A 23,855-nucleotide genomic window follows, 5' to 3' on the forward strand; every position below is an offset into this window, starting at 1 on the left:
ATGCACCACACGGACCACCAGCCAGACGGCCCGGCGCCCCGGCCGGTGCCGCTCGGCGAGCACCTGGCCGCGCCGACGACCAGGGCCGCGATGGCGGTGCAGCAGGAGGCGCTGTACGCGGCGCGGGAGTACCTGCGCGGCCAGGGCTGCACGGAACTGCTGCCGCCGCTGGTCGGCCCGGTCACCGATCCCGGCGGGCGGGGCGCCAAGGCGCTGGACGTGGACTACTACGGCCAGCCGTACAAGCTGATGACCAGCGCGATCCTCTACAAGCAGGCGTCCCTGCGCGGCTTCGACCGGCTCTTCTACATCGCCCCGAACGTGCGGGTGGAGCCGCCGGAGACCGCCGGGACCGGCCGGCACCTGGTGGAGTTCCACCAGATCGACGTGGAGTTGGCCGGCGCGTCCCGGGACGAGGCGATGGACGTCGCGGCCGGGCTGCTCACCCACGTGGTCCGGCACGTGCTGGACACCGTGCCCGACGTGCTGGCCGGGCTGGGCCGCGACCCGCTGGCCTTCACCGAGCTGCTGACCGGCAAGTTCGACACCTGCACCCACGCCGAGGCGGTCGACCGGCTGCGCGGCGGCGGGCACCCGCAGAGCGCCGACGCCGAGATCGACTGGGTGGGGGAGGAGACCCTCTCCCGGGAGGCGGACCGGCCGTTCTTCGTCACCGACTACCCGAAGGGCTCCCGGGGCTTCTACGACCGGGAGGACCCGGACCGGCCCGGGGTGCTGCGCAACTTCGACCTGATCGCCCACGGCGGGTACGGGGAGCTGGTCAGCGGCAGCGAGCGGGAGGCGGACTACGCCACCATCGTCACCCGGATGCGGGAGAGCGGCGAGAACCCGGCCAAGTACGACTGGTACCTGAAGCTGGCCCGGGAGGGCATCCCGACCAGCGCCGGGTTCGGCATGGGGGTACAGCGGCTGGTCCGCTTCCTCACCGGGCTGGACGCCCTCTGGCAGGTCAGCGCGTACCCGAAGCTGCCCGGGGTGGTGGCCCCGTGACCGGCGTACGCGCCCCCGGCTTCCCCGAACGGCAGGTCCGGGCCCGCGCCCGGCACGGCACCGCCGAGGTCTTCCCCCCGGCGGACGGCTACGGGGCCCAGCTCTTCGGCGCGGGCGACGACGCCGAGCCGGTCGACCCCCGCCTCCTCGACGACCTGGACACCGCCCGGCTGGTCCCACCGGTCTTCGTGCCGCAACGGCTGGAGAAGCTGATCGAGCTGGCCCGGGAGCCGGTCCACGACGACGTGGACCTGGCCACCACCGTCGGCGGCTTCCGCTCCCCGCTGCCGGTCTACGTCAGCGCGTTCGGCTCGACCCGGATCGCCGCCGGCGACGCCGGGCTCGCCGCCAGCCGCCAGGCCGGCCGGCTCGGCGTCCCGATGGTGATCGGGGAGAACCTGGTCCCGGTGGGCGGGTACCGGCGGGCCGCCGACGGGGCCGGCGCGTCGATCCTGGCCCGGCTGCGGGCCTACGCCGAGCAGTGCCCGCCGGAGGTCGGCGGTGTGGTGGTGCAGCAGAGCACCGAGGACGCCGACTCGGAGGTGTGGAACCTCGTCTACAGCGACCCGTCGGTGCGGGACCTGGTCGACTCCGGCCGGCTGGGCTTCGAGCTGAAGCTCGGCCAGGGCGCCAAGCCGGGGCTGGGCGGGATGACGGTGGTCGACGCCGCCGACGCGGCCCGGCTGGCCGACCGGTTCGCCGTGCGGGACGTGCTCGGCGACGGCGGGTGGCTGCGCTGCGCCAGCCCGGGCACCTTCACCGAGGAGATCGTCCGCCAGCAGGTGCGCTTCATGCGCAACAACTTCCCCCGCGCCCGGGTGTGGGTGAAGTTCCACCCCGGGCGGGACGTCGCCCACGCCGCCGCCACGGCCTGGCGGGCCGGCGCGGACGCGGTGACCGTCGACGGGGCGCAGGGCGGCACCGGCTGGGCCCCCCGGGCCTTCCTCGACCAGGTCGGGCTGCCGCTGGGCGAGTGCCTGCGCCGGATCGGCCGCCCCGAGGGCTGCCTGCTGGCCAGCGGCCGGATCTGGGAGGGCGGCCGGGCGGTGAAGGCGCTGGCGCTCGGCGCCACCGCCGTCGGCCTGGGCCGGGCCGCGCTGCTCGCGGTCGACACCGACGCCGAGTCGGGCCTGGTCCGGCTGGTGCGGGCGCTGGCCCTGGAGGCCCAGCTCCTGATCAGCGCGCTGGGCCGGTACACCGCCGCCGCGCTCACCCCGGACGACCTGTGGTGGCCGGGCACCTCGGCGACCCCCGCCGTTCCCGTCGGCTCCACCGTGGACAGCCGCACCGACCGGATCGGAGGACGCGCGTGACCGCCCTGCTGGACGTCGGGTGCCACCTGCCCGAGCTGAGCGTGGACGTCGGCGACATCTGCGCCGCCGTCGACGCCCCACCCCGACTGCTGTGGACCTTCCGCCGCTTCTACGGGCTGGAGTCGGTGCGCCGGGACCCGGAGCGGGACCTGCGCGCGACGCTGACCGCCGCCGTGGAGTCGCTGAGCGAGCTGCGCGGCAACGAGCACCGGGTCCGGTACGTGATCCTGGCCCGGACCGTCACCACCGTCACCCCCGCCGGGGAGCACCCGCTGGAGGACGTCTGCGCGGCGCTCGGCCTGCCGAACGCGGTCGCCTTCACCCTCACCCAGCACGCCTGCGCCACCGGGCTGCTCGGGGTGGACCTCGCCGGGCAACTGCTGGCCGCCGACGGCGACCCGGACGCGCTGGCGCTGGTGCTCACCGGGGAGAAGGTCTTCAACCCGACCCTCCAGATCATCCCGGAGAGCACGGTGATGGGGGAGTCCACCGCCGCCTGCCTGGTCGCCCCCGGCGGGGACCGGGACCGGCTGCTCGGCTACGCCACCCGCACCCTCGGCCGGTACGCCGAGCAGTTCCCCCCGCAGGCGCTGGACCCGCGCTTCCTCAAGGAGCACAACGAGGTGCTCGCCGACGTGATCCGGGACGCCGCCACGGCGGCCGGGGTCGGCGTCGAGGACCTGGCGCTGATCCTGCCGCACAACGTCAACCGGCTCTCCTGGTCCTGGACCTGCCAACTGCTCGACATCCCGCTGGAGCGGGTCTTCCTGGACAACATCCCGGTCACCGGGCACTGCTTCACCGCCGACCCGTTCATCAACCACGTGCACGCCCGCCGGGCCGGCCGGCTCCGCCCCGGCGACCTCTACCTGATGGCCGCCGTCGGGCTCGGCGCGACCTTCTCCGCCGCCGTCCTGCGCCACTGACCACCCCGACCCGCGCCCGGGTCGACCCACGACCGCCCCGACCCGCGCCGGGTCGACCAGAAGGGATCACCATGGCACCGCCGTACCCGAGCTTCCTCGCCGGCGTGAAGAGCGCCTGCACCGGCTCCGCCGACACCCCGTTCGTGCTGCTCGGCAACTTCGAGGTCGAGGACGAGTGGGCCCGGGACGAGGTGGGCCTGCCGACCGTCGGCGGGCGTTCCTCCACCGCGATCGTGAACCGGATGGACGAGTTCGCCGTGCTGCTCGCCGGTCCCGGTGACCACGTCGTGCTCAAGTCCGCCCCGGACCCCGACTACCTGGCCTACCTGACCGACCTCGGCATCGCGCTGCCGACGATCCTGGTCACCGACCGGTCCGACCCGGCCGCCACGGTCAGCGAGGACGCGCTGCGCTCGCCCCGGCTCCAGGCCGCGCTGCGGGACCTGGCCGGCACCGGGGCGCACCTGCTGCCGCACGGCATGTCCACCCTGGAGGCGCGGCTGTGCGAGGTGACCGGGCTGGCCCCGGCGCTGCCGCCGGTGCCGGTGGTCAAGGCGGTCAACAGCAAGGTGTACAGCCGCCGGGTCGCCCGGGAACTGGGTCTGCCGCTCGCCGTCGGCTGGGAGTGCGAGACCGTCGCCGAGTTCGCCGAGGCCGCGAAGGAAGCCGCCCGTTCGGTCGCCGCCGGCCGCAGGGTCGGCGTCAAGGACGCGTACGGGGTCTCCGGCAAGGGCATCGTGGTCGTCGAGGACCCGCGCCGGCTGGACCAGCTCGTGCGGATGGTCACCCGCCGCGCGGAGAAGACCGGCGACCAGCGCATCGCCCTGGTGCTGGAGGAGTGGGCGGACAAGGCGCTCGACCTCAACTACCACTTCACCGTCGGCCGGGACGGCTCCGTGCGCTTCGACTTCGTCAAGGAGGCGCTCACCGAGAACGGAGCCCACAAGGGACACCGGATCCCGGCCCGGATCAGCGCCGCGCACACCGCGCAGCTCGTGGAGACCGCCGACCGGCTCGGCCGGCGACTGGCCGCCGACGGCTTCCACGGCATCGTCGGGGTGGACGCCATCACCACCGGCGACGGCGGCCTGCTGCCGGTGCTGGAGATCAACGCCCGGAACAACATGTCGACCTACCAGACCGCCCTGCAGGAGCGGTTCATGGGCCCCGGGACGGTCGCCCTGGCCCGGCAGTACGACCTGACCCTCACCGGCCCGGTCGGCTTCGCCGACCTGCGCGACCAGCTCGGCGACCTGCTGCTGACCACCGGGGGCGGCAGCGGCCTGCTGGTCAACAACTTCGCCACCGTCAACGCCGCCGCGCCCGGCCCGGACGACCCCCGGCCGTACGCCGGACGCCTGTACGGCCTGCTGCTGGCCGGCTCCGAGGCGGAGCTGGCCGACCTGGACCACGCCATCGCACGGACCGTGCGGAAGGAGACCGTCAATGTCTGAGTCGACCTCGGTGGGCACCGTACCGGTCAGCGAACTGGTCGAGCGCTTCGGCACCCCGCTGTACGTCTACGACGGGGCCCGGATCACCGAGCAGTTCCGCGGGCTGCGCGACCGGCTGCACCCGGCGGTGGAGATGTTCTACTCGCTCAAGGCCAACCCGAACGTCAGCATCTGCGCGCTGCTGCACTCGCTGGGCGCCCGCGCCGAGGTCTCCTCGCTGACCGAGCTGGTCACCGCCCAGCGGGCCGGGGTGCCGGCCGAGCAGATCATGTTCCTCGGGCCCGGCAAGAGCCACTACGAGATCGCCGCCTGCCTCAAGGAGGAGATCACCCTCATCTGCGAGTCCTTCGGGGAGCTGGCGCTCATCGACGAGCTGGCCGAGGGACTGGCCACCACCGCGCGGGTGGTGCTGCGGGTCAACCCGAGCTTCGCGGTCAAGGGCAGCGGCCTGACCATGGGCGGCAAGCCCCGCCAGTTCGGCATCGACGAGGCCGCCCTGCTGGCCGCCGACGACCTGGCCAGCCGGCACCGCCACGTGCGGCTGGTCGGCTTCCAGGCGTACATGGGCACCCGGTTCCTCGACGAGGACATGATCGCCGCGAACACCGAGCGGATCCTGGAGCTGGCCGAGCGCCTCGGCACGCACCTGGGGGTGCCGCTGGAGGTGGTCGACGTCGGCGGTGGCCTCGGCGTGGCGTACTTCCCCGGCGAGCGCGACCTCGACGTGGCCGCGCTGGCCGACCGGCTCAACCCGATCTTCACCCGGTTCCACGACCGGCACCCGGCCACCCGCCTCGTCATGGAGCTGGGCCGGTACCTGGTCGGACACAGCGGCACGTACGCGGTGCAGGTCCGCTACGTCAAGGAGTCCATGGGGGAGCGGTTCGCGGTCGCCGACGGCGGCACCAACCATCACATGGCCGCGGTCGGCATCGGCTCCTTCGTCAAGCGGAACTTCCCCATGCGCCTGCTCAACCGGGACAGCGCCGCCGAGGGCGTGAAGTGGAACGTCACCGGCCCGCTCTGCACCCCCAACGACACCATCGGCAAGGCCGTGGAGCTGCCGGCCGACCTGGCCCCCGGCGACGTCGTCGGGGTCGAGCGCTCCGGCGCGTACGGGCCGACCGCCTCCCCGGTGCACTTCCTCAGCCACGGCTACCCCGCCGAGGTGCTGGTCCACGACGGCGAGGCCCGGCTGATCCGGACCCGCGACGACGTGGAGAGCATGCTCGCCGCCCAGATCCTGCACGACTTCCACTGACCCGCCCCATCCCCGCACCCCTTTACACCGAAAGGCAGGAACCCCCCATGTCCGTCACCGTCGCCGCCGACCAGCAGGTCGTCACCGCCATCGTCACCGCCCTCGAGGAGGTGCTCGGCCAGGAACTCACCGACGTCACCGAGCAGACCCGCCTCTTCGACGACCTGAGCCTGGACTCCACCAGCGTGCTCGGCCTGCTGATGGCCCTGGAGGACGCCCTCGACATGCAGGTCGACCCGGAGGGCCTGGAGCAGAGCCACCTGGAGACGGTCGGCTCGCTGGCCGCCTTCATCGCAGAGAGCCGCTGACCGGTGCCGGTCCTGCGGCGGCTCGGGGAGCCCACCGGTCTGGCCGCGCCAGGTGACGCGGCCGGACCGGCCCTCGAACGCATCGTCCCGTTCACCTTCACCGAGGCGGGCCCGCGGCCCGCCGCCGACGAACTCGCGGCCTTCCTCGACCACATGGAGTCGCTCTACGGCGCCTTCGCCGACCGCTCCTGGCTCACCGACGGCCCCAAGATCAGCTACCACCACATGGTCCGCACCGTGGTGGACACGCTCGGCCCGGCGCTGGCCGAGGTCGACCTGGTGCTCACCGTCGACGCCAGCCCCGACTGCCGGCACCAGAGCTTCCCCGGCAGCCTGCTCGCCGAGCTCCTGCCCGGTGACCCGATGATGATGGGGATCTCCGAGCAGGGCGTCGCCGGGCCGTTCACCGCCCTGCGGATCGCCCACCACCAGCTCACCACCGGGGGCGCCCGGCGGGCCCTGGTCGTCGTCATGGAGCAGCAGACCCTGCCCCCGGACGACGCGGCGGTCCGCCCCACCCGGGACGTGGCGGTGGCGCTGCTGCTCGGTCCGGGCGCCGGCGTACCGGTCGGACGCCCCCAGCTCACCGTCACCCGGGGTGGCCCGGCCGGCCCGGCGCTGCCGGTGGCGGCCGACCTGGTGGTGGCCGGCGCCGGTCTCGACGACCCGCCCGCCGGGGTACCGGTGGTCCGGGCCCCGGCCGGGCACCCCTGCCTCGGGGTGTGGCTCGCCCTGGCCGACCTGCTCGGGGCCGGGCCGCTCACCGACGACGCCCCGGCAGGCGCGGCCGACCCGGCCCGGCCGCTGCCGGTCGGCCGCGAGCCGCTACCCGGCGGGCGGCTGCTGGTCACCGACCGGGACCCGACGCTGCCGTACCGGTGCGGGATCACCCTGACCCTGCCGGCCCCGCCCCGGGCCGACGTACCGGCCCGCGCCGGTCGGGCCCGGTCGGCGCCCGTCCGGTCCGGTGCGGCGCATCCACCGGTCCCGGCGTCCCCGCCGCCCGGTCCCGCCGCGGGCGCCTCCCGCCCGCGCCGTACGAGGGAGCTGACGCGATGACCGTCACCGCGAACCCGCCGACCCGGGTACCGACCGTGCCCATCCCGTCCGGGGTGCCGACCGTGCCGGCGGCACCGGCGCCGCCGGCCGCCGACACCCGCCGGTACCGGCCGGTGGCGTACGCCGACGGGCCGGCCGCCGCGCTGCGCCTGCTGCACGCCACGACCAGCCCCGGCGTCCTGCCGGTCGGACCCGGCGGGCACGCCCTGGTGCCGGCCGACGTCGAGGCGGCCTGCGACCGGTACGCCACCGGGGCGGGCCCCCGACCCCGGGCCGGGGTCCGGCACGACCTGCTGGACCGCGTCCCGGTCGGCGCCGACACGCTGATCGCGGTGCGGGTGCCCGGGGGCGGGCCGCCGCCGCACGCCACCTGGACCGCCGGGCTGCTCTGGCTGCGGCTCGGCCTCGCCGAACGGAGCCTCGCCCACGCCGTCGCGCACCTGCGCGGCCGGTCCGTCGCCGGCACCGTCACGCTGAACCTGTCGATGGTGCGGGGGATGGTCGCCGACGCCGCCGCCGGTCTCGCCGAGGCGCACGCCCTGCTGGAGACCGTCACCTGCGCGGCCACCTGCGCCTGCACGGCCCGCTGCACCTGCGTGGCCGCCGCCACCTGCCGGGCCGGCTGCGCCTGCCCGGGCGGGTGCGCCTGCCCGGGCGGGTGCGCCTGCGGGGCCACCCCGCGCGACGGCACCGCCTGGACCCGGGCGCACCACGCCCTGGAGGAGGCCGGCCGGATCTGCCTGCACCTGTTCGGCGCGGCCGGGTTCCTGGCCGACGGGCCGGGCGCCGAGGTCCGGGCCGCCGAGCTGCTGGCCGACACCTATCCGCCACCGACCGACCTGGAGGCGTCGTGACCACCGAACACCTCACCGACCTGCGGGCGGTGGCCCGGGAGTACGCCGACGTGCTGCGGGCGTCCGCCCTGGACCTCGACCGCGACCCGTCGCTGGCGGCGGCCCTGCTCGACCGGGGCCTGCCCTGGCGGCAGCTCGTCGGCCTGCCGGCGGAGTACAACCCGGATCCGCTGCGGGTCCGGGGCCGCCCGGTCCACCTCCAGTCCTGCGTGGAGCAGGTGACGCTGCTGGAGGAGTTGGCGCGGGCCGACGCGGGCGCGGTGCTGGCCCTGCCCGGCCCGTCGATGTCCGGCTTCGTCATCGCCGAGCTGGCCGACGCCGACCAGCGCGACCGCTACTGGTCCACCGTGGCCGCCGCACCGACCTGGACGTTCTTCGGCATGACCGAGCCGGCGCACGGCTCGGACCCGGGCAGCATGGGCACCACCCTGCGGCCCGCCGACGACGGCGGCGGCCTGCTGCTCGCCGGCACCAAGCGGTACGTGGGCAACGGCGCCCGCGCCCGCCTCGGCGTGGTCTTCGCCCGCCGCCACGCCGGCCCGCTGGGCGTGCTGGCGGCGCTGGTCGACACCGACCGGCCGGGCTTCACCGCCGTGCCCCTGCCCACCCTGGGCCTGCGCGGGCTGCAACTGAGCGAACTGCGGATGGCCGAGGTGCCGATCGCCGACGACGACGTCCTCGGCCGGCACAAGTCGGCCACCCGGCAGGGCATGTGGGCGGCCACCCGGACCTTCAACCGCTACCGCCCGGTGGTCTCCGCGCTGGCCCTCGGCGTCGCCCAGGCCGGGTACGACCTGGTCGTCGCGGAGCGCCGCGACCTGCGCGCCGCGCAGCGGCACCTGCTCGCCGACTGGGCGCAGCGGCTGGCCGGTACCCGGGCCGTGGTGCTGGCCGCCGCGCGCTCGGCCGACCGCAACCCCGGCGACGGCACCCTCGCCTCGGCGGCGAAGGTCCGGGCCACCCGGCTGGCCGAGGAGATCACCACCTCGGCGGTCCGGCTGCTCGGCCCCGGCGCGCGCTGGGACCACCCGCTGCTGGACAAGCTCGTCCGGGACGCGCGGGCCTTCGAGTTCATGGAGGGCACCGGCAACATCCAGCGGCTCACCCTGGCCCAGGGCTACCTGCAGGGACGGCTCGGCGATGCCCGCGCGGCCTGACCTGGCGCCGGCGGCCCCGCCCCCGCCGACCGGGGTGCCCCCGCCGCTGGGCCAGGCTCCACCGCTGGGCCAGGCCCTGCCGCTGGGCCAGCCTCCGCCGGCCGACCTCGGCCCCCCACCGGGCGCGGACATCTGGCACATCGGGCTGGACGTCGACCCCGAGGTGGTGGACCTGGTCGCCACGCTGCTCGACGCGGAGGAGCGGCGGCGCGCCCACCACATGCGCGACCGGGTCGCCGCGCAGCGGTATGTGCTGGCGCACGCCGCGCTCCGCACGGTGCTGGGGCAGTACCTGGGCACCTCCGGGTACACCCTGCACTGGGTCCGTGGACCCAACGGCAAGCCCCGCTTCGACGGCGAGTGGCGGCGGTGGCAGTGGAGCTTCAGCCGCTCCGGCGGGCACGCCCTGCTCGCCGTCTGCCTCGCCGACCCGGTCGGCGTCGACCTGGAGCAGGTCGCCCCGGCCACCTCGGCGCTGGCCCTGGCGACCCGCTTCCTGCCGGCCGACGAGGCGGCCACGGTCGCCGCCCAGGCCGACCCCGCCGGCCGGCGGGCCGTCTACCACCGGCTGCTGTCCCGCAAGGAGGCCTGCGTCAAGGCCAGCGGCGGGCGGCTGCTCGACGGGCTGCGGCTCGGCGTGCTGATGTCCGGCGTGGTCGAGGGGACCGGCGTCCTGACCGGACAGCGCTGGGTGCTGCGGGACCTGCCGGCCCCGCCCGGCTACGTCGCCGCGCTGGCCACCACCGGCGCCCGGCTGGGTCGGCTGCGGATGTTCGAGTGGGACTGGCGGCCCTGGCACGGCGGCGAAGATGCCGGCCGGCTGCCCGGTGAACCGCCGGGGCGGCGGCCGGCGGAAACCTATCGTTTCGGACACGGCAGTCCCGTGATCGCCAGCGGCCCGAGGGGGAGCCAGTGAGCTGGAACCAGCGTCAGCCCGACCCGGCGGCCTCCGACACGGTCCGGGTCCGCTTCACCCCCTCGGACGTACCGGTGCTCACCTCCTGCCCGGCCGACCGGACCGCCGCGGTCCGGGCGGCGGGCCGGGCGCTGGCCGGGATGGGCCGCTCGTACCTGGGCGGGCATCTGGAGATCAGTTCCACCGCCGCCGACCGGGGGACAGCGCCCGGTGAGCGGCTGGCCGCGGTCCGGGCGGTGGAGAACGTGCTGCGCGGCGGGTGCGGGTCGGTCCGCCACCCGTCGCCGCAGCGCTGGGCCGCCCCCGGCACCTGCCCGGGAAGCCCGACCTGCCCGTGCCCGCCCGTACCCCGATCCACCGCAGCGCGACGATCCGCCCCGCAGCCCGGCGCGGCGCGTCCCGGAGACAGTGAGGCGTAACGATGAAGCAAGCTGACCCGGCCGTGGCCGGCCCGCAGGCGGCGATCCAGTGGCGGAGGGTCCTCACGCTGACCGTCAGCCAGGGGCTGTCGCTCACCGGGGACTACGTGCTGCTGGTGGCGCTGGGCTGGACCGCCGTGCAACTCGGCGGCGCCGGCGCGATCACCACCCTGATGCTCGCCGGCACCATCCCCCGGGCCCTGACGCTGATCTTCGGCGGGGCCGCCGCCGACCTGCTCGGTCCCCGCTTCGTGCTGCTGCGGACCACCTCGGCGCGGGTCCTGCTGCTGGCCGGTGGCGCCGTGGTCACCCTGACCACCGGCTGGTTCTGGCCACTGGTGGTGATCGCCGCCCTGGAGGGGGTGCTGCTCGGCCTGGCCAGCCCCTCCAGCAGCAGCCTGATGCCCCGGCTGGCCACCGGCGACCAGTTGGCCCGCGCCAACTCGCTGTTCGCGATGGTCACCCGGATCGCCCCGATCGTCGGCTCGCCGATCGGCGCCTGGATGATCGCCACCGGCGAGCTGTGGCACGTGATGGCGGCGGTCTCGGTCACCTGCGCCGTCTCCTTCGTCGGCGTCGCGGTGGTGACCCGGGGGATGACCGGCGGCGCCCGGACGCCGGGGGAGAACCTGCTGCGCCGCTCCGGCGACGGACTGCGGCTGCTGCGCACCTACGGCCGGCTGCGGTGGCTGTTCGTCTGCGCCTTCTGCCTGGACATGGCCTTCGGTTGGCCGATCGACGTGGCGCTGCCGCTGCTGGTCGACGGGCGGGGCTGGGGGGTGGCCTCGGTCGCCGTGGTGGTGGTCGCGTTCAGCTCGGGTGCGCTCGCCGCCGGGGCGCTCGGCGCGCTGCTGGCCCACCGCATCCCGCTGGTGGTGCGGCTGGTCGTCAGCGGGGCGGGGATCGGCGTCGGCATCCTGCTGATGGCGCTGATGCCCTCGGTGGTGGCCCTGGCCACGGTCGGCGCCGCCGTCGGGCTGATGGCCGGCCTGAACGGCCCGGCGATCGTCACCGTCTACCAGCAGGCGTCGCCGAAGGCCCGGATCGGCACCGCGATGTCGATGCTGACCCTGGCGAGCATCGGCACCACCCCGGTCTCCATCGTGGTCTTCGGCGCGCTCTCCGCCGTCATCGGGATCACCGCCACCTGGCTGGTCTGCGGCCTGGTCGCGCTCGCCGCCCCGGTGGCCGCCGTCATGGCCCTGCGCCAGCCGGTGCCCACCGAGGAGCCGGCGGCGACCGACGCGGCACCGACCCCGACCACCGGCCGCGACCCCGGCCCGAGCACCGTCGCCCCGGGCCCCGACGGTGCCGACGAGCACGCGGGGCGGCCCCTCGCCGCCGCCGGGCTGGGGACGTGACACCGCCGGCCGGCGGACGGGATCCCGCCGGCCGGTGACCCACGGAGCGCGCCGCCACCGACCGGTGGCGGCGCGCTCCGTGGTCACGACGTCGCCGCCGCGACGACCGCGGGCCTCGCCCGGTGATGTCGCCGGGGGCCCGGGGACGACGGCCTCCGCGCCTGTCGAGCTGACCCGTCGACGACGTCACCTGGCGATCGGGGTGGTCGTCGGACGGGCGGCGACGTGCCGTTACTCGTCGGCGGCCGGTCGGGGCCGGTGGTCGAACCAGTCGAAGGCGACACTGCCCTCGGTGGCGTACATGCCGACGACCCGGCCGGTGAAGCCGGCGGCGACCTCGGTCGACAGGTACCGGCCGTCCAGTTCGGCCAGCAGGGTGGCGTCCCCGGGGTCGCCGCCGACGAGGAACCCGATGGTGTCCGGGCCGGTCGCGCCCACGCCGGGGCCCCCGGCGGCGAGCTGTCCGGCCGAGGTCACCGACGGTGGCAGGACGTCCGTGGTGCGGATGTCGACGGTGAGGTCCACCGGCCCGGCCGCGACGGGCTGCTCGGCCACGCACTGGCTCAGCGGGCCGATGCGGGCGAGCACCCGGACCCGGCCCTCGGCGACCTCCAGGTCGTAGTGGTGGGCCTCGTCGATCCGGACGGAGAGCCCGCCCCGGCCGGTGCCCGGGTCGAGGCGCGCGGTGATCCGGCAGTCGGGATGCTGCTGCCGCCGGCCGACGAGGGTGGCACCGGGGCGGTCCAGCGTCGCGCCGGTGGCGTGCAGGGTCAGCCAGCCCGGCCGCTCGGTGAGCGACCAGGAGCCCGCCGGGCGGGCCCGTGGCGAGATCCAGGCCGGGGCGAGCGTGGTCGCGTCGAAGTCGTCCCGCGGCGGCGGGGCGGCGGTCGGCGTCCAGCAGGCGGGTGCCTGCTCGCGGAGCTGGACCGGGTCGACCTGCGGCCAGCCGTCCACCCATCGCACCGGGGCCAGGAACGTCTCCCGGCCGAGGACGTGGTACAGCGGGGTGTGGCCACGGGGGCGGGTCCCCAGCAGCACCATCCACCAGGTGCCGTCGGGCGCCGACACCAGGTCGGCGTGGCCGGTGCTCTGGATCGGCCGGTTGGTGCTGCGGTGGGTCAGGATCGGGTTGGTCGGGGCGGCCTCGAACGGCCCCCGGGGGGAGCGGGCGCGGGCCACCGAGACCCCGTGCCCGCGTTCCGTGCCGCCCTCGGCGATCACCAGGTACCACCAGCCGTCGATCCGGTACAGGTGCGGGGCCTCCGGGTACTGCCCGCCGCTGCCCTGCCAGCCGGGGTACGGCCCCTCCAGCACCGTGCCGGTCTCCGGGTCGATGCGGGCGACGTGCGTGCCGGAGAAGGTGCACCAGCAGGAGCCGTCCTCGTCCCAGGCCAGGTCGGGGTCGATGCCCGGCAGGTCCAGCCAGACCGGGTCGGACCACGGGCCCGCCGGGTCCTCGGCGGTGACGAGGAAGTTGCCCCGGTGGACGTTCGTCGTGATCATCCAGAACCGGCCGTCGTGGTGGCGGATCGTCGGGGCGAAGATGCCGCCGGAGGCGGTGGAGTCCGCCGGGATCGGCAGTTGCTCCGGCCGGTCGAGGACGTTGCCGATCTGCCGCCAGTGCACCAGGTCGCGGCTGTGGAAGACGGGTACGCCGGGGAAGTACTCGAAGCTGGAGCAGACCAGGTAGAAGTCCTCGCCCACCCGGCAGACGCTCGGGTCGGGGTGGAAGCCGGGCAGCACCGGGTTGTCGTACTGGGGGATGTCGCGGGGCAGGGGCAACAGTGGCTCCTTCGGTCGGACCGGGTGTGGTCGGATCGGGGTGGGACGGGTCAGCCGGTGTGGCCGAGTCGGGCGCGGAGGAACTCCAGGGCGCGGGCCTCGTCGTCGATGCCGCCGCCCTCGTGCCCGTTGTACTCCCAGACGATCATCTCGCGGGGGCCCTGGTACTCGTGGTAGGCGGCGTACACGGTGGACGGTGGGCAGGTCGCGTCCATCAGGGCGACCGAGAAGAGCGCCGGCGCGGTGGCCCGCCGGGCGAAGTTGACCGCGTCGAAGTAGGACAGCGTGCGGTGCACCCGGGCCACGTCGTCGCGGTGCACCCGCAGGTAGTCGGCGATCTCCCGGTACGGGTACCCGTCGGTGATCCGGGTGGCGCGCGGGAAGTCGCAGAGGAACGGCACCAGGGACACCACGGCCGCCACGTCGGTGCGCAGCCCGGCGACGGCGATCGCGGCGCCGCCGCCCTGGCTGACGCCGAACACCGCCACCCGGTCGGGGTCGACCACGTCCAGCGCGCGGGCGGCGTCGACGGCGCGTACCGCGTCGGTGAGGAACCGCCGGTAGTAGTAGTCGGCCGGGTCGCCGATGCCCCGGGTGATCACGCCCGGCACCGCCGGCGGGGCCACGGCGGGGTCCGGCGTCTCGCCGATGCTCCATCCCGAGCCCTGCCCCCGGGTGTCCATCTGGAAGTGCGCGAAACCGGCGGAGGCCCAGAGCAGGCTGGCCAGGGCGTGTCCGCGCCCGCCGCCGTGGGCGACGTACTGCACCACGGTGGGCAGCGGACCGGTGGCCCCGGCCGGTACCCGAAGCCAGGCCCGGATGTCCTGGCCGGCGTACCCCCGGAAGGTCACGTCGTAGGTGACCACCGTGGTCAGTCCGGTCGGCACCTCGCGCAGCCGGACGTCGACGTCGTGGCTCGCGGCCTCGGCGAGGGTCCCCGCCCAGAAGTCCGCGAAGTCCTCGGGCAGGGTCTGCGAGCTGCGGTAGGTGGCCAGTTGCTCGACGGGAAGGTCGGTCAGCACCGGGTTTCCTCCAGGGGCGGCGGGTGGCGGCGGCGCGGGCACGGTGTCCGCGCGCGGGTCCATGATGCGCTGTCGGCGGGGCCCCGGAACGGGCGGGCGGCCGGTCGCCCGGAGCCGAAAGTTTCGGAGTCGTCGGCGGCGAAGCGGCACCGGTGCTGGTCCAACCCCGGGCGTGCCGTACCGACCCGCGACCTGTCCGGCCGGTGGTCGGAGCCGGGCGGGGAGGGTCGGAATCCCCGAAACTTTCGGTCGCCTTGCCGGGGGCGTCCCTCGATATTCAGGGATCGGCAGGCGTTGAACTTTCGGGGGTGTTTCGATAACGTTTCCGATCGGAGAGCATCGATCCCTGTGGTGTGCTGGCAGTACGGCACCCCTGACGTGGCGACCGGGCGGCCACGGCGGGCGGTGGGCCGCCACCGTTCGGGCGAGGGACGAGGCGACTCCTTCCCACCACAGCATCCGAAAGGCGAACGCCATGAAGCACGTGTCCGCCCGCGCCAGCGGGCGATGGAGCGCCGGGGCACGCCGGCGTACCGCACTGGTGTCGGTCCTGGCCGGCGCCGCCGCCGTCGCCGCCACCGTGATCTTCGCGCCCACCGCCAGCGCCGGGACGACGCTGGGCGCCTCGGCGGCGGAGAAGGGCCGCTACTTCGGCGCGGCGATCGCGGCGCACAAGCTCTCCGACTCGACGTACGTCGGCATCCTCAACCGCGAGTTCAACTCGGTCACCCCCGAGAACGAGATGAAGCTCGACGCGACCGAGCCGCAGCAGGGCGTCTTCACCTTCACCAACGCCGACCGGATCGTCAACCACGCCATCGCCAACGGGATGGCGGTGCGGGGTCACACCCTGGCCTGGCACTCCCAGCAGCCCGGCTGGATGCAGAACATGTCCGGCACCGCCCTGCGCCAGGCCATGCTCAACCACGTCACCCGGGTCGCGTCCTACTACCGGGGCAAGATCCACTCCTGGGACGTGGTGAACGAGGCGTTCGCCGACGGCAGCACCGGCGCCCGGCGCGACTCGAACCTCCAGCGCACCGGCGACGACTGGATCGAGGCGGCGTTCCGCGCCGCGCGGGCCGCCGACCCGGGCGCCAAGCTCTGCTACAACGACTACAACACCGACAACTGGACGCACGCCAAGACCCAGGCGGTCTACAACCTGGTCCGTGACTTCAAGGCCCGGGGCGTGCCGATCGACTGCGTCGGTCTCCAGTCGCACTTCAACCCGAACTCGCCGTACCCCAGCAACTACCGCACCACGCTGTCCAGCTTCGCCGCCCTCGGGGTGGACGTGCAGATCACCGAGCTGGACATCGAGGGCTCGGGCACCACCCAGGCCAACACCTACCGCAGCGTCGTCGCCGACTGCCTGGCGGTGGCCCGCTGCACCGGCATCACCGTGTGGGGCATCCGGGACACCGACTCCTGGCGGGCCAGCGGCACCCCGCTGCTCTTCGACGGCAACGGCAACAAGAAGCCGGCGTACACCGCGACCCTGGAGGCGCTCAACGCCGGGGGCACCACCACCCCGCCGACCACGCCGCCCACCACCCCGCCGACCACCCCGCCCACGACGCCGCCGACCACTCCGCCGACCACCCCGCCCGGCGGGGCCGGCTGCTCGGCCTCCGTGTCGGTGAACCAGTGGACCGGTGGCTTCGTGGTCACCGTCCGGGTCACCGCAGGCTCCGGCGGCACCCGGGGCTGGGCCGTGAGCACCACCCTGCCGGCCGGCGCGGCGGTGACCAACGCCTGGAACGCGCAGGGCAGCGGCAACACCGGCAGCGTCACCTTCCGCAACGTCGCCTACAACGGTCAGTTGGGCGCCGGCGCCAGCACGGAGTTCGGCTTCCAGGGCACCGGTACCGCGCCCACCGGCACCCCCACCTGCACCGCGAGCTGAGCCCCACCGCGTACCACGACCGACCCCGGCCGTCTCACGGCCGGGGTCGGTCCACTGTCGGGGACGTCCCGGGCGTCGGCGGCGGGCCGGTCGACTCGCGGATCACCAGCCGGCACGGCTGCCGGATCACCCCGGGCGCCGACCGGCCGTCGAGCGCCGCGAAGAGGTGGGTCACCGCCGTGGCGCCGAGCTGCTCCAGGTTGAGGTCGACGGTGGTCAGCGGGGGACGGCAGTCGGCGGCGAAGACCTCCCAGTTGTCGTACCCGACGATGGCGATGTCGTCGGGGATGCGGCGGCCGAGGTCGCGGACCGAGTCGGCGACGCCGGTGGCGATCTGATCGTTGCCGCAGAAGACCGCGTCCACCCCGGGGTCGGCGGTGAGCAGCATCCGGGCGGCCTGCCGCCCCCACCGCTGGGTCCACTCGCCGTACAGCGGGGCCCCGCCGGCCAGCGGGAGCCCGTGGTCGTCGAGCACCGCGCGCAGCCCGGTCACCCGGTCCCGGGCCGCCCGGTAGCTCTGCGGCCCGGTGATGTGCCCGATCCGTCGCCGGCGCAGCCCGACCAGGTGGTCGGCGGCGAGCCGGGCGCCGCCCTCGTCGTCGGCGAGCACCGACAGGTCGCCCGGGTCGGTGGACTCGCCGTAGACGTAGACCACCGGGACCGGGATGTCCCGGGTGAGCGACGGGCGCAGGTCGTTGCTGTCGCCCAGGACGATGAAGCCGTCCACCTGCCGGGCCAGCAGCTCGCGGATGTAGTGCCGGCGTCGGATCGCGTCGCCCCGGGCGTCGCAGAGCAGCACCGACATCTGCTCGTTGCCCAGCGCGTTCTCCGCGCCGAGCAGGATCGGGATGGAGAGCCGGCCGCCGAGCTCGTCGGTGAGCAGCCCGATGGTCCTGGTGCGCCCGGAGATCAGGCCCCGGGCCAGGACGTTCGGCCGGAACGACAGCTCGGCCGCGGCGTCGAGGACCCGTTGGCGGGTGGCCGCGGCGACCTCGCCCCGGGCGTTGATGGCCTTCGAGGCGGTGGCCACCGAGACCCCGGCGAGCCGGGCCACGTCCGTGAGGGTGACCGACTGGGATCCACTCCTGCCCACCGAAATCCTTTCCGGTCGTTTCGGCAAGCCTAGCGAGGGTCGGCGGCACCACCCACGGTGGCCGGGGATTCTTCCCCGAAATATCGACGTATCACCGGGGAAGCCTTGCCGAAAAGGTTTTCGTGGTCCATCGTGGCCTCTACGCGCCAGTGACACTGATCACTCGATTCCGGCGGAGGGGGACATGACCGAGTCCGCGTCCGGCCCCGGTCCCACCGGTGGCCGTCCGGTGCTGCCGACCCGGGGCGCGCCGCTCCCGTGCGGGTTCGGCGAGGTGCGCCCGACCGGTGGCTTCCGGGCCGGGCGGCCGCCGGTCGACGGCGTGACGACCCTCGAGCGTGCCCGGTGCGTCGCGCCGGGCGGACGACCCCGGCCGTACACGCCGCCGCGGGACGGCGTGAGCGGCCCGCCGCCTTTGGGCGAGGCGGCGGAGCCGGCGGCCGGTGGTAAGGCGGCGGGTCCGGCGTCCCGGGACCTCGCGGCGGGTCCGTCGTCGCGATACGTCCCGGCGGCGACGGACCCGCCGCCGGGTACCGCCCCGCCCGCCGGGCCGGTACGGCGCCAGCGGGTCGGCCGGGCCCGGGGTGACCAGGCCCGGCCCGGACGGCGGCGCGTCGGGGCGGTCGGTGCGGCGGTGGCCACGGGCGATCCGGCGGTCACCTGGTCGCCGCCGGGCGGCTGACCGGGCGCCGATTCGGTCGTACCCGTCCGAACCCGTGCCGCGTCGGGATCGGGTGCCGGTGACCGGCGTCGGCCGCCGGCCGGCCCGGCGTCGGGGCTGATCGCAGCGGAGGAGCCGATGTCCAGGACGGTGACGCCACCTGAGGCCGCCCGGGGCCGGTCGGCCGGCACCGCCGGCCCCGGGCCCCGGACCCGTCGTGCCGGGGGCCGCCCGCCGGCCCCGTCGGGTTCCGGTCCGGCCCGGCGCGCCGCCGTCGCGACCGGGGCCGCGCGCCACGGCCCGGGTCGCCACCGCACGCCGGCCGCCGGAGCGGACCCCGGGGTCGTACCCGGTCCGACGCGCGGCGTCGTTCCGTCGCACCATCGCACGCCGGGGTCCGCTCCCGGCGTGGTCCAGGGCTGACCACCGGTCCCCGGATCCTTCCGGGGAGGAAGCCGGACCAGCATATTGACATATATCAATCAAATGGAGAGGGGAACCCGATGTCCGTCCGATGGCGCGTGGTCGCCGCCGCCAGCGCGCTCACCGTGCTCGGCCTGACCGTGCCCGCAGTGCCCGCACACGCCGCGAACCCGATCGTCACCGCCGTCTACACCGCCGACCCCGCGCCCCTGGTGGTCGGCAACACCATGTACATCTACGCCGGCCGGGACGAGGCGCCCACCGGCACCAACAACTTCGTCATGCGCGAGTGGCGGGTGCTCTCCTCCACCGACGCCGCCACCTGGACCGACCACGGCCCCCGGGCCACCGTCGGCACGTTCGGCTGGGCCGGCGCGGACGCCTGGGCCAGCGAGGTGGAGCCGCGCAACGGCAGGTACTACTGGTACACCTCGGTCAACGGCCGGGGCGCCGGCTGGATGGACATCGGGGTGGCCGTCGGCGACAGCCCGCTCGGCCCGTTCACCGACGCCAAGGGTGGCCCGCTGATCAGCGACAGCACCCCGAACTCCTCCGGCCTGAACATCGACCCGACCGTCTTCACCGACGACGACGGCCAGGCCTACATCTACTGGGGCGGCTACTGGGGCGCGCGGGCCGCGAAGCTCAAGCCCAACATGATCGAGCTGGACGGGCCGGTGCTCACCCCGCAGGGGCTGACGAACTTCTGGGAGGCCCCCTGGATGTTCAAGCGCAACGGCCTCTACTACATGATGTACGCCGCCAACGACACCAACGGCTGCGTCACCGACTCGAACTACGCCTGCCAGCGGTACGCCACCGCGACCAACCCGCTCGGCCCGTGGACCCACCGGGGCGTGGTGCTCGACCGGGTCTCCTCCACCACCAACCACGCCGGCGTGGTCGAGTTCAACGGCCAGTGGTACATCGTCTACCACAACGCCAACGCCCCCGGCGGCGGCAACTTCCGCCGTTCGGTCGCGGTGGACCGGCTCTTCTTCAACGCCGACGGCACCATGCAGAAGGTCGTCCAGACCACCACCGGCCCGCCGCCGAACCCCGGTGGGGGCAACCCGGGCGGCCCGCCGGCCGGCACCAACCTGGCCCCCTCGGCGACCGCCTCGACCTCCTACGTCTCGGCGTGGGAGAGCCTGTCCGCGATCAACAACGGGGGAGTGCCGGCCACCTCCGGCGACCGGAGCAACCTGGCGTACGGCAACTGGCCGCAGCAGGGCACCCAGTGGGTCGAGTACACCTGGCCCTCGGCCCGGTCGGTGAACCGCACCGCCGCCTACTGGTTCGACGACAACCAGGGCATCGACCTGCCCGCCTCCTGCCAGGTGCAGTACTGGACCGGCAGCGCGTACGCGCCGGTGCCGGGGCAGTCCACCTGCGGTGTCGCCGCCGACACGTACAACGTCACCACCTTCAGCACGGTGAGCACCACCCGGCTGCGGCTGGTCTTCACCTCCCGCGCCGGCTACTCCACCGGCCTGCTGGAGTGGCTGGCCTACCAGCCCTGACCGGCCCCACCACCGTCCGCACCCGTCCCCGCGGAGGAGATCCCCGTGTTCCGTGTCCCCACCCGTGGCCGCGCGCCCACCGCGCTGGCCCTGACCGCCGTCCTCGCCGTCGGCGCGCTGACCGTGCCGGCCCCGTCGCCCGCGCACGCCGCGCAGACCATCGGCTACCCCACCTTCAGCGGCCCCGCCGTGCCCGCCCCACCGGTCGGGCTGCGCACCGGCGACACCATGCGCGCCATCTACGACGCCGAGAGCGGCGGCACCGACTTCTGGATGGACCGGCTGCTCGCCCGCCCCGGCAACGACCCCGCCGGCCCCTGGCTGATGAGCCGGGGTCGGGGCATGTTCATGTACACCCACAACCCGTCGGTGATCGGCTTCGGCGGCAACGCCGCGTACTGGGACAACATCAGCAGCCAGAACGCCTACGCGGTGGCGCTCACCCCGGGCACCTTCACCGAGCAGGTGGCCAGCCGGTGGCAGTCGCCCAGCCACTGGAAGGGCGTCTACACCAGTGGCGCGGTCCGGGTCGAGGTGAGCAAGTTCGTCACCCACCAGAACGTGGCGGTGACCAACCTGACCCTGGTCAACACGGGCTCCGCCGCCGCCACCGTGCAACTGCGGGCCACCTCGCCGTACGCGGGCACCGGCAGCGGCAGCGAGCTGACCGGCACCCGCGCGGTGAAGAACAACCTGACCACCCTCTACCCGCGCCTGTCCGGCGACGGGTTCACCGTCAGCAGCGGTGGGCTGAACCGGTCGGTGACCCTCGCGGCCGGGCAGCGCGTCACCACCAAGGTGCAGATGGGCTTCGTCACCGAGGAGATCCCCGAGTCCCGCACCGAGTACGACACCTACCGGCAGTACGACCCGGCCACCGCCTTCGCCACCCACGTGCGCGCGTACAACCGCTGGTGGGCGGAGAACATCCCGTACGTCGACGTGCCCGATCCGGCGATCAAGAAGAACGTCTACTACCGCTGGTGGCTGATGCGCTTCAACCACCTCGACGTGGACATCCCCGGGCAGGACTTCCAGTTCCCGGTCTCCATCGAGGGCGTCACCGGCTACAACAACGCCATCGCGCTGACCCAGCCGATGCACATCGACGACCTGAAGTACCTGCGCAACCCGGAGTGGTCGTACGGGCCGTGGCTGTCGGTGGGGCAGTCGTCGAAAGGCGGCCGGTTCATGGACAACCCGGGCGACCCGGAGAACTGGTCCAACTCGTACACCCAGTACATCGCCGAGGCGGCCTGGCGCAGCTACCAGCTCCACGGCGGTCAGCCGGTCATCGCCGGCCACCTGGCCCGGTACGCCGAGGGTGACGTCAAGGGGCAGTTGGCCACGTACGACACCAACAACAACGGGGTCATCGAGTACGACTGGGGCGCGATGACCGGCAACGACGCCGACGCGGTGTCGTTCCACTGGCGCGCGGGCAACCTGGACCGCGCCGAGACCGCCTACGTCTACAGCGGCGCGCTCGCCGCGCAGCAGGCGTACGCCCTGGTCGGCGACACCGCCAAGGCGGCCGAGATGCAGACGCTGGCCGAGCGGATCCGTACCGGGGTGATCAACACCCTGTGGAACCCGTCCCGGCAACTGCTGGAGCACAAGCACGTGTCGACCAACACCCACGTGCCCTGGAAGGAGATCAACAACTACTACCCGTACGCGGTCGGGCTGATGCCCAACACCGAGCAGTACCGGCAGGCCCTGCGCCTGTTCGCCGACCCGGCCGAGTACCCGATCTTCCCGTTCTTCACCGCCAACCAGCGGGACAAGGCCGCCGCCGCGGCGGCCGGCCAGCCGGGCAGCAACAACTTCTCCACCATCAACTCCACCGTGCAGTTCCGGCTCTACTCCTCGGTGCTGCGCAACTACCCCAACCAGTGGATGTCCGCCGAGGACTACAAGAAGCTGCTCTACTGGAACACCTGGGCGCAGTACGTCGGCGGCAACACCCAGTGGCCGGACGCCAACGAGTTCTGGGCCAACTGGAACGCCACCACCCGGACCATCGACTACCGGTCCTGGATCCACCACAACATCCTCGGCAGCAGCAACTGGACCGTGATCGAGGACGTGGCCGGGCTGCGCCCGCGCACCGACACGCAGATCGAACTCTCGCCGATCGACATCGGCTGGTCGCACTTCGCGGTGAACAACCTGCGGTACCGCAACATGGACCTGAGCATCGTGTGGGACGACCCGGCCGACGGGGTGACCCGCTACGACGGCGTGCCGCAGGGCTACTCGGTCTACCTCGACGGCATCCGGGCGTTCACCGTCGACCGGCTGACCCGGGTGGTCTACGACCCGGCCACCGGCACGATCAGCCTGCCGGCCGGCGGCACGGCCACCCACCGCACCGCCGTCGCCGGTCTCCAGGCGCCGCAGCAGGTGACGCACACCTCCGCCCGGATGGTCGACATGTTCGCCAAGGCCGGCGCCGACCTGACCGGCACCGGGGCCAACCTGGCCCGGGGGGCGGCCACCACCGCGTCGTACACCGCCTCGGGCACGTCCACGGCGGCGGCGGTCGACGGGTACCCGATCAACGAGCCGATCTGGGGCACCTCCGGCTCGCCGAACGCCACCGACTGGTACGAGATCAACTTCGGGCAGGCCCGGACCGTCGACGACGTGTGGCTGTTCGTCCGCAACGACCGGGCCGGCAACCGGTACCGGCCACCCGCCTCGTACAGCGTGCAGTACCTCGACGGCGGCACCTGGGTCACCGCCCCGGGGCAGGTCCGCACCCCCGGCGCCGCCCGGTCGAACCTCAACCGGGTCCGGTTCACCCCGGTCACCACCGCGCGGCTGCGGGTGCAGCTCACCCACGCCACCGGGGCGAAGACCGGGCTGACCGAGGTGCAGGTGTACCAGCGGGGCGGCGGCGGTCCCGGCCCCGGGCCGGGGACGAACCTCGCCGCCTCGGCGACGCCGTCCGCCTCGTACACCTCGCCGTGGGAGAGCGTCGCCGCGCTCAACGACGGGGTCGACCCGCCGTCGTCGAACGACACGGTCAACCCCCGGTGGGGGACCTGGCCGCAGACCGGCGCCCAGTGGGCCGAGCTGACCTGGGCCACCCCGCAGACCCTCCGGTCGGCCCGGGTCTACTTCTTCGACGACAACGGCGGGGTACGCCTGCCCGCCTCCTGGAAGCTCCAGTACTGGACCGGCGCCGGGTACGCCGACGTGCCCGGCGCGAGCGGGTACCCGACCGCGCTCGACCGGTACAACGAGGTGACCTTCCCGGAGGTCGCCACCACCCGGCTGCGGATCGCGCTGACCAGCGGCACCGCCTCGGTGGGCCTGCTGGAGGCGCAGGCCTTCGGCTGACCCGGTCCGCCGACGGGCGCGGGGCCGGCGGGGTGCGTCCACACCCTGCCGGCCC

At 74.4% G+C, this 23,855-nt stretch carries 18 protein-coding genes; 15 read left to right on the forward strand and 3 right to left on the reverse strand.

The genetic code is table 11. From position 1 onward, the window contains the following. The 12 genes from ACQUFX_RS06990 (at position 1) to ACQUFX_RS07045 (ending at position 12,039) form a co-directional block, all read left to right on the forward strand. Positions 1-1,011 carry an asparagine synthetase A gene (locus tag ACQUFX_RS06990; RefSeq protein ID WP_428965208.1) on the forward strand — a complete coding sequence of 337 codons (1,011 nt, stop codon included), beginning with the start codon at positions 1-3 and terminating at the stop codon, positions 1,009-1,011. Further along, positions 1,008-2,324 carry a glutamate synthase-related protein gene (locus tag ACQUFX_RS06995; RefSeq protein ID WP_428965209.1) on the forward strand — a complete coding sequence of 439 codons (1,317 nt, stop codon included), beginning with the start codon at positions 1,008-1,010 and terminating at the stop codon, positions 2,322-2,324. Before ACQUFX_RS06990 ends, ACQUFX_RS06995 begins: the two co-directional genes overlap by 4 nt. Beyond that, positions 2,321-3,250 (forward strand): 3-oxoacyl-[acyl-carrier-protein] synthase III C-terminal domain-containing protein, encoded by a 930-nt coding sequence (locus tag ACQUFX_RS07000; protein ID WP_428965210.1) that lies wholly within the window; start codon positions 2,321-2,323, stop codon positions 3,248-3,250. Before ACQUFX_RS06995 ends, ACQUFX_RS07000 begins: the two co-directional genes overlap by 4 nt. Positions 3,251-3,321: 71 nt before the next feature. Continuing rightward, the gene (locus tag ACQUFX_RS07005; protein WP_428965211.1) at positions 3,322-4,704 is read left to right on the forward strand and encodes a preATP grasp domain-containing protein; all 1,383 of its coding nucleotides are present in this window, start codon (positions 3,322-3,324) and stop codon (positions 4,702-4,704) included. Further along, positions 4,697-5,965, forward strand: coding sequence for an alanine racemase (locus ACQUFX_RS07010; protein WP_428965212.1), 1,269 nt, complete (start codon positions 4,697-4,699; stop codon positions 5,963-5,965). The genes ACQUFX_RS07005 and ACQUFX_RS07010 overlap by 8 nt, the downstream gene beginning before the upstream one ends. A 47-nt stretch (positions 5,966-6,012) precedes the next feature. After that, positions 6,013-6,273 (forward strand): acyl carrier protein, encoded by a 261-nt coding sequence (locus tag ACQUFX_RS07015; RefSeq protein WP_428965213.1) that lies wholly within the window; start codon positions 6,013-6,015, stop codon positions 6,271-6,273. Positions 6,274-6,276: 3 nt separating this feature from the next. After that, positions 6,277-7,332 (forward strand): beta-ketoacyl-[acyl-carrier-protein] synthase family protein, encoded by a 1,056-nt coding sequence (locus tag ACQUFX_RS07020; RefSeq protein WP_428965214.1) that lies wholly within the window; start codon positions 6,277-6,279, stop codon positions 7,330-7,332. Beyond that, a complete protein-coding gene (locus ACQUFX_RS07025) occupies positions 7,329-8,186 on the forward strand; it encodes a hypothetical protein (RefSeq protein ID WP_428965215.1) in 858 nt (285 codons plus the stop codon). Before ACQUFX_RS07020 ends, ACQUFX_RS07025 begins: the two co-directional genes overlap by 4 nt. Further along, entirely contained in the window at positions 8,183-9,343 is a 1,161-nt protein-coding gene (locus ACQUFX_RS07030) for an acyl-CoA dehydrogenase family protein (protein ID WP_428965217.1), read from the forward strand. The genes ACQUFX_RS07025 and ACQUFX_RS07030 overlap by 4 nt, the downstream gene beginning before the upstream one ends. Then, entirely contained in the window at positions 9,327-10,259 is a 933-nt protein-coding gene (locus ACQUFX_RS07035; protein WP_428965218.1) for a 4'-phosphopantetheinyl transferase family protein, read from the forward strand. Before ACQUFX_RS07030 ends, ACQUFX_RS07035 begins: the two co-directional genes overlap by 17 nt. After that, entirely contained in the window at positions 10,256-10,678 is a 423-nt protein-coding gene (locus ACQUFX_RS07040) for a hypothetical protein (protein WP_428965219.1), read from the forward strand. Before ACQUFX_RS07035 ends, ACQUFX_RS07040 begins: the two co-directional genes overlap by 4 nt. A gap of 2 nt (positions 10,679-10,680) precedes the next feature. Further along, positions 10,681-12,039 (forward strand): MFS transporter, encoded by a 1,359-nt coding sequence (locus ACQUFX_RS07045; protein ID WP_428965220.1) that lies wholly within the window; start codon positions 10,681-10,683, stop codon positions 12,037-12,039. Between the two features lie 231 nt (positions 12,040-12,270). Here the strand turns inward: ACQUFX_RS07045 and ACQUFX_RS07050 are convergent, their stop codons facing one another. Next, positions 12,271-13,821 (reverse strand): glycoside hydrolase family 43 protein, encoded by a 1,551-nt coding sequence (locus tag ACQUFX_RS07050; protein ID WP_428965221.1) that lies wholly within the window; start codon positions 13,819-13,821, stop codon positions 12,271-12,273. Between the two features lie 50 nt (positions 13,822-13,871). After that, positions 13,872-14,843, reverse strand: a complete 972-nt coding sequence (locus ACQUFX_RS07055) for an acetylxylan esterase (protein WP_428965222.1) — start codon at positions 14,841-14,843, stop codon at positions 13,872-13,874. A gap of 475 nt (positions 14,844-15,318) precedes the next feature. Here ACQUFX_RS07055 and ACQUFX_RS07060 point away from each other — a divergent pair, with 475 nt between their 5' ends. Continuing rightward, complete coding sequence (locus ACQUFX_RS07060; protein WP_428965223.1) at positions 15,319-16,752, forward strand: endo-1,4-beta-xylanase; 1,434 nt, start codon at positions 15,319-15,321, stop codon at positions 16,750-16,752. A 34-nt stretch (positions 16,753-16,786) separates the two neighbouring features. Here ACQUFX_RS07060 and ACQUFX_RS07065 read toward each other — a convergent pair whose 3' ends face one another. Beyond that, complete coding sequence (locus tag ACQUFX_RS07065; RefSeq protein ID WP_428965224.1) at positions 16,787-17,845, reverse strand: LacI family DNA-binding transcriptional regulator; 1,059 nt, start codon at positions 17,843-17,845, stop codon at positions 16,787-16,789. Between the two features lie 1,164 nt (positions 17,846-19,009). Between ACQUFX_RS07065 and ACQUFX_RS07070 the strand changes: the two genes are divergently transcribed. Continuing rightward, entirely contained in the window at positions 19,010-20,452 is a 1,443-nt protein-coding gene (locus tag ACQUFX_RS07070; protein WP_428965225.1) for a glycoside hydrolase family 43 protein, read from the forward strand. 45 nt (positions 20,453-20,497) lie between these two features. Beyond that, positions 20,498-23,800: a discoidin domain-containing protein gene (locus ACQUFX_RS07075; protein ID WP_428965226.1), complete on the forward strand. Its 3,303-nt coding sequence runs from the start codon at positions 20,498-20,500 to the stop codon at positions 23,798-23,800. Positions 23,801-23,855: the final 55 nt, after the last annotated feature.

The organism is Micromonospora fluostatini (assembly GCF_050410825.1).
In the GTDB taxonomy this organism is placed as follows: Bacteria; Actinomycetota; Actinomycetes; order Mycobacteriales; family Micromonosporaceae; genus Micromonospora; species Micromonospora rosaria.

What these genes read in the sequence shown, in the direction of transcription:
- ACQUFX_RS06990 (WP_428965208.1), top strand. Translation starts at nt 1, where the DNA reads ATGCACCACACGGACCACCAGCCAGACGGCCCGGCGCCCCGGCCGGTG.
- ACQUFX_RS07015 (WP_428965213.1), top strand. Translation starts at nt 6,013, where the DNA reads ATGTCCGTCACCGTCGCCGCCGACCAGCAGGTCGTCACCGCCATCGTC.
- ACQUFX_RS07045 (WP_428965220.1), top strand. Translation starts at nt 10,681, where the DNA reads ATGAAGCAAGCTGACCCGGCCGTGGCCGGCCCGCAGGCGGCGATCCAG.
- ACQUFX_RS07070 (WP_428965225.1), top strand. Translation starts at nt 19,010, where the DNA reads ATGTCCGTCCGATGGCGCGTGGTCGCCGCCGCCAGCGCGCTCACCGTG.
- ACQUFX_RS07025 (WP_428965215.1), top strand. Translation starts at nt 7,329, where the DNA reads ATGACCGTCACCGCGAACCCGCCGACCCGGGTACCGACCGTGCCCATC.
- ACQUFX_RS07035 (WP_428965218.1), top strand. Translation starts at nt 9,327, where the DNA reads ATGCCCGCGCGGCCTGACCTGGCGCCGGCGGCCCCGCCCCCGCCGACC.
- ACQUFX_RS07010 (WP_428965212.1), top strand. Translation starts at nt 4,697, where the DNA reads ATGTCTGAGTCGACCTCGGTGGGCACCGTACCGGTCAGCGAACTGGTC.
- ACQUFX_RS07005 (WP_428965211.1), top strand. Translation starts at nt 3,322, where the DNA reads ATGGCACCGCCGTACCCGAGCTTCCTCGCCGGCGTGAAGAGCGCCTGC.
- ACQUFX_RS07060 (WP_428965223.1), top strand. Translation starts at nt 15,319, where the DNA reads ATGAAGCACGTGTCCGCCCGCGCCAGCGGGCGATGGAGCGCCGGGGCA.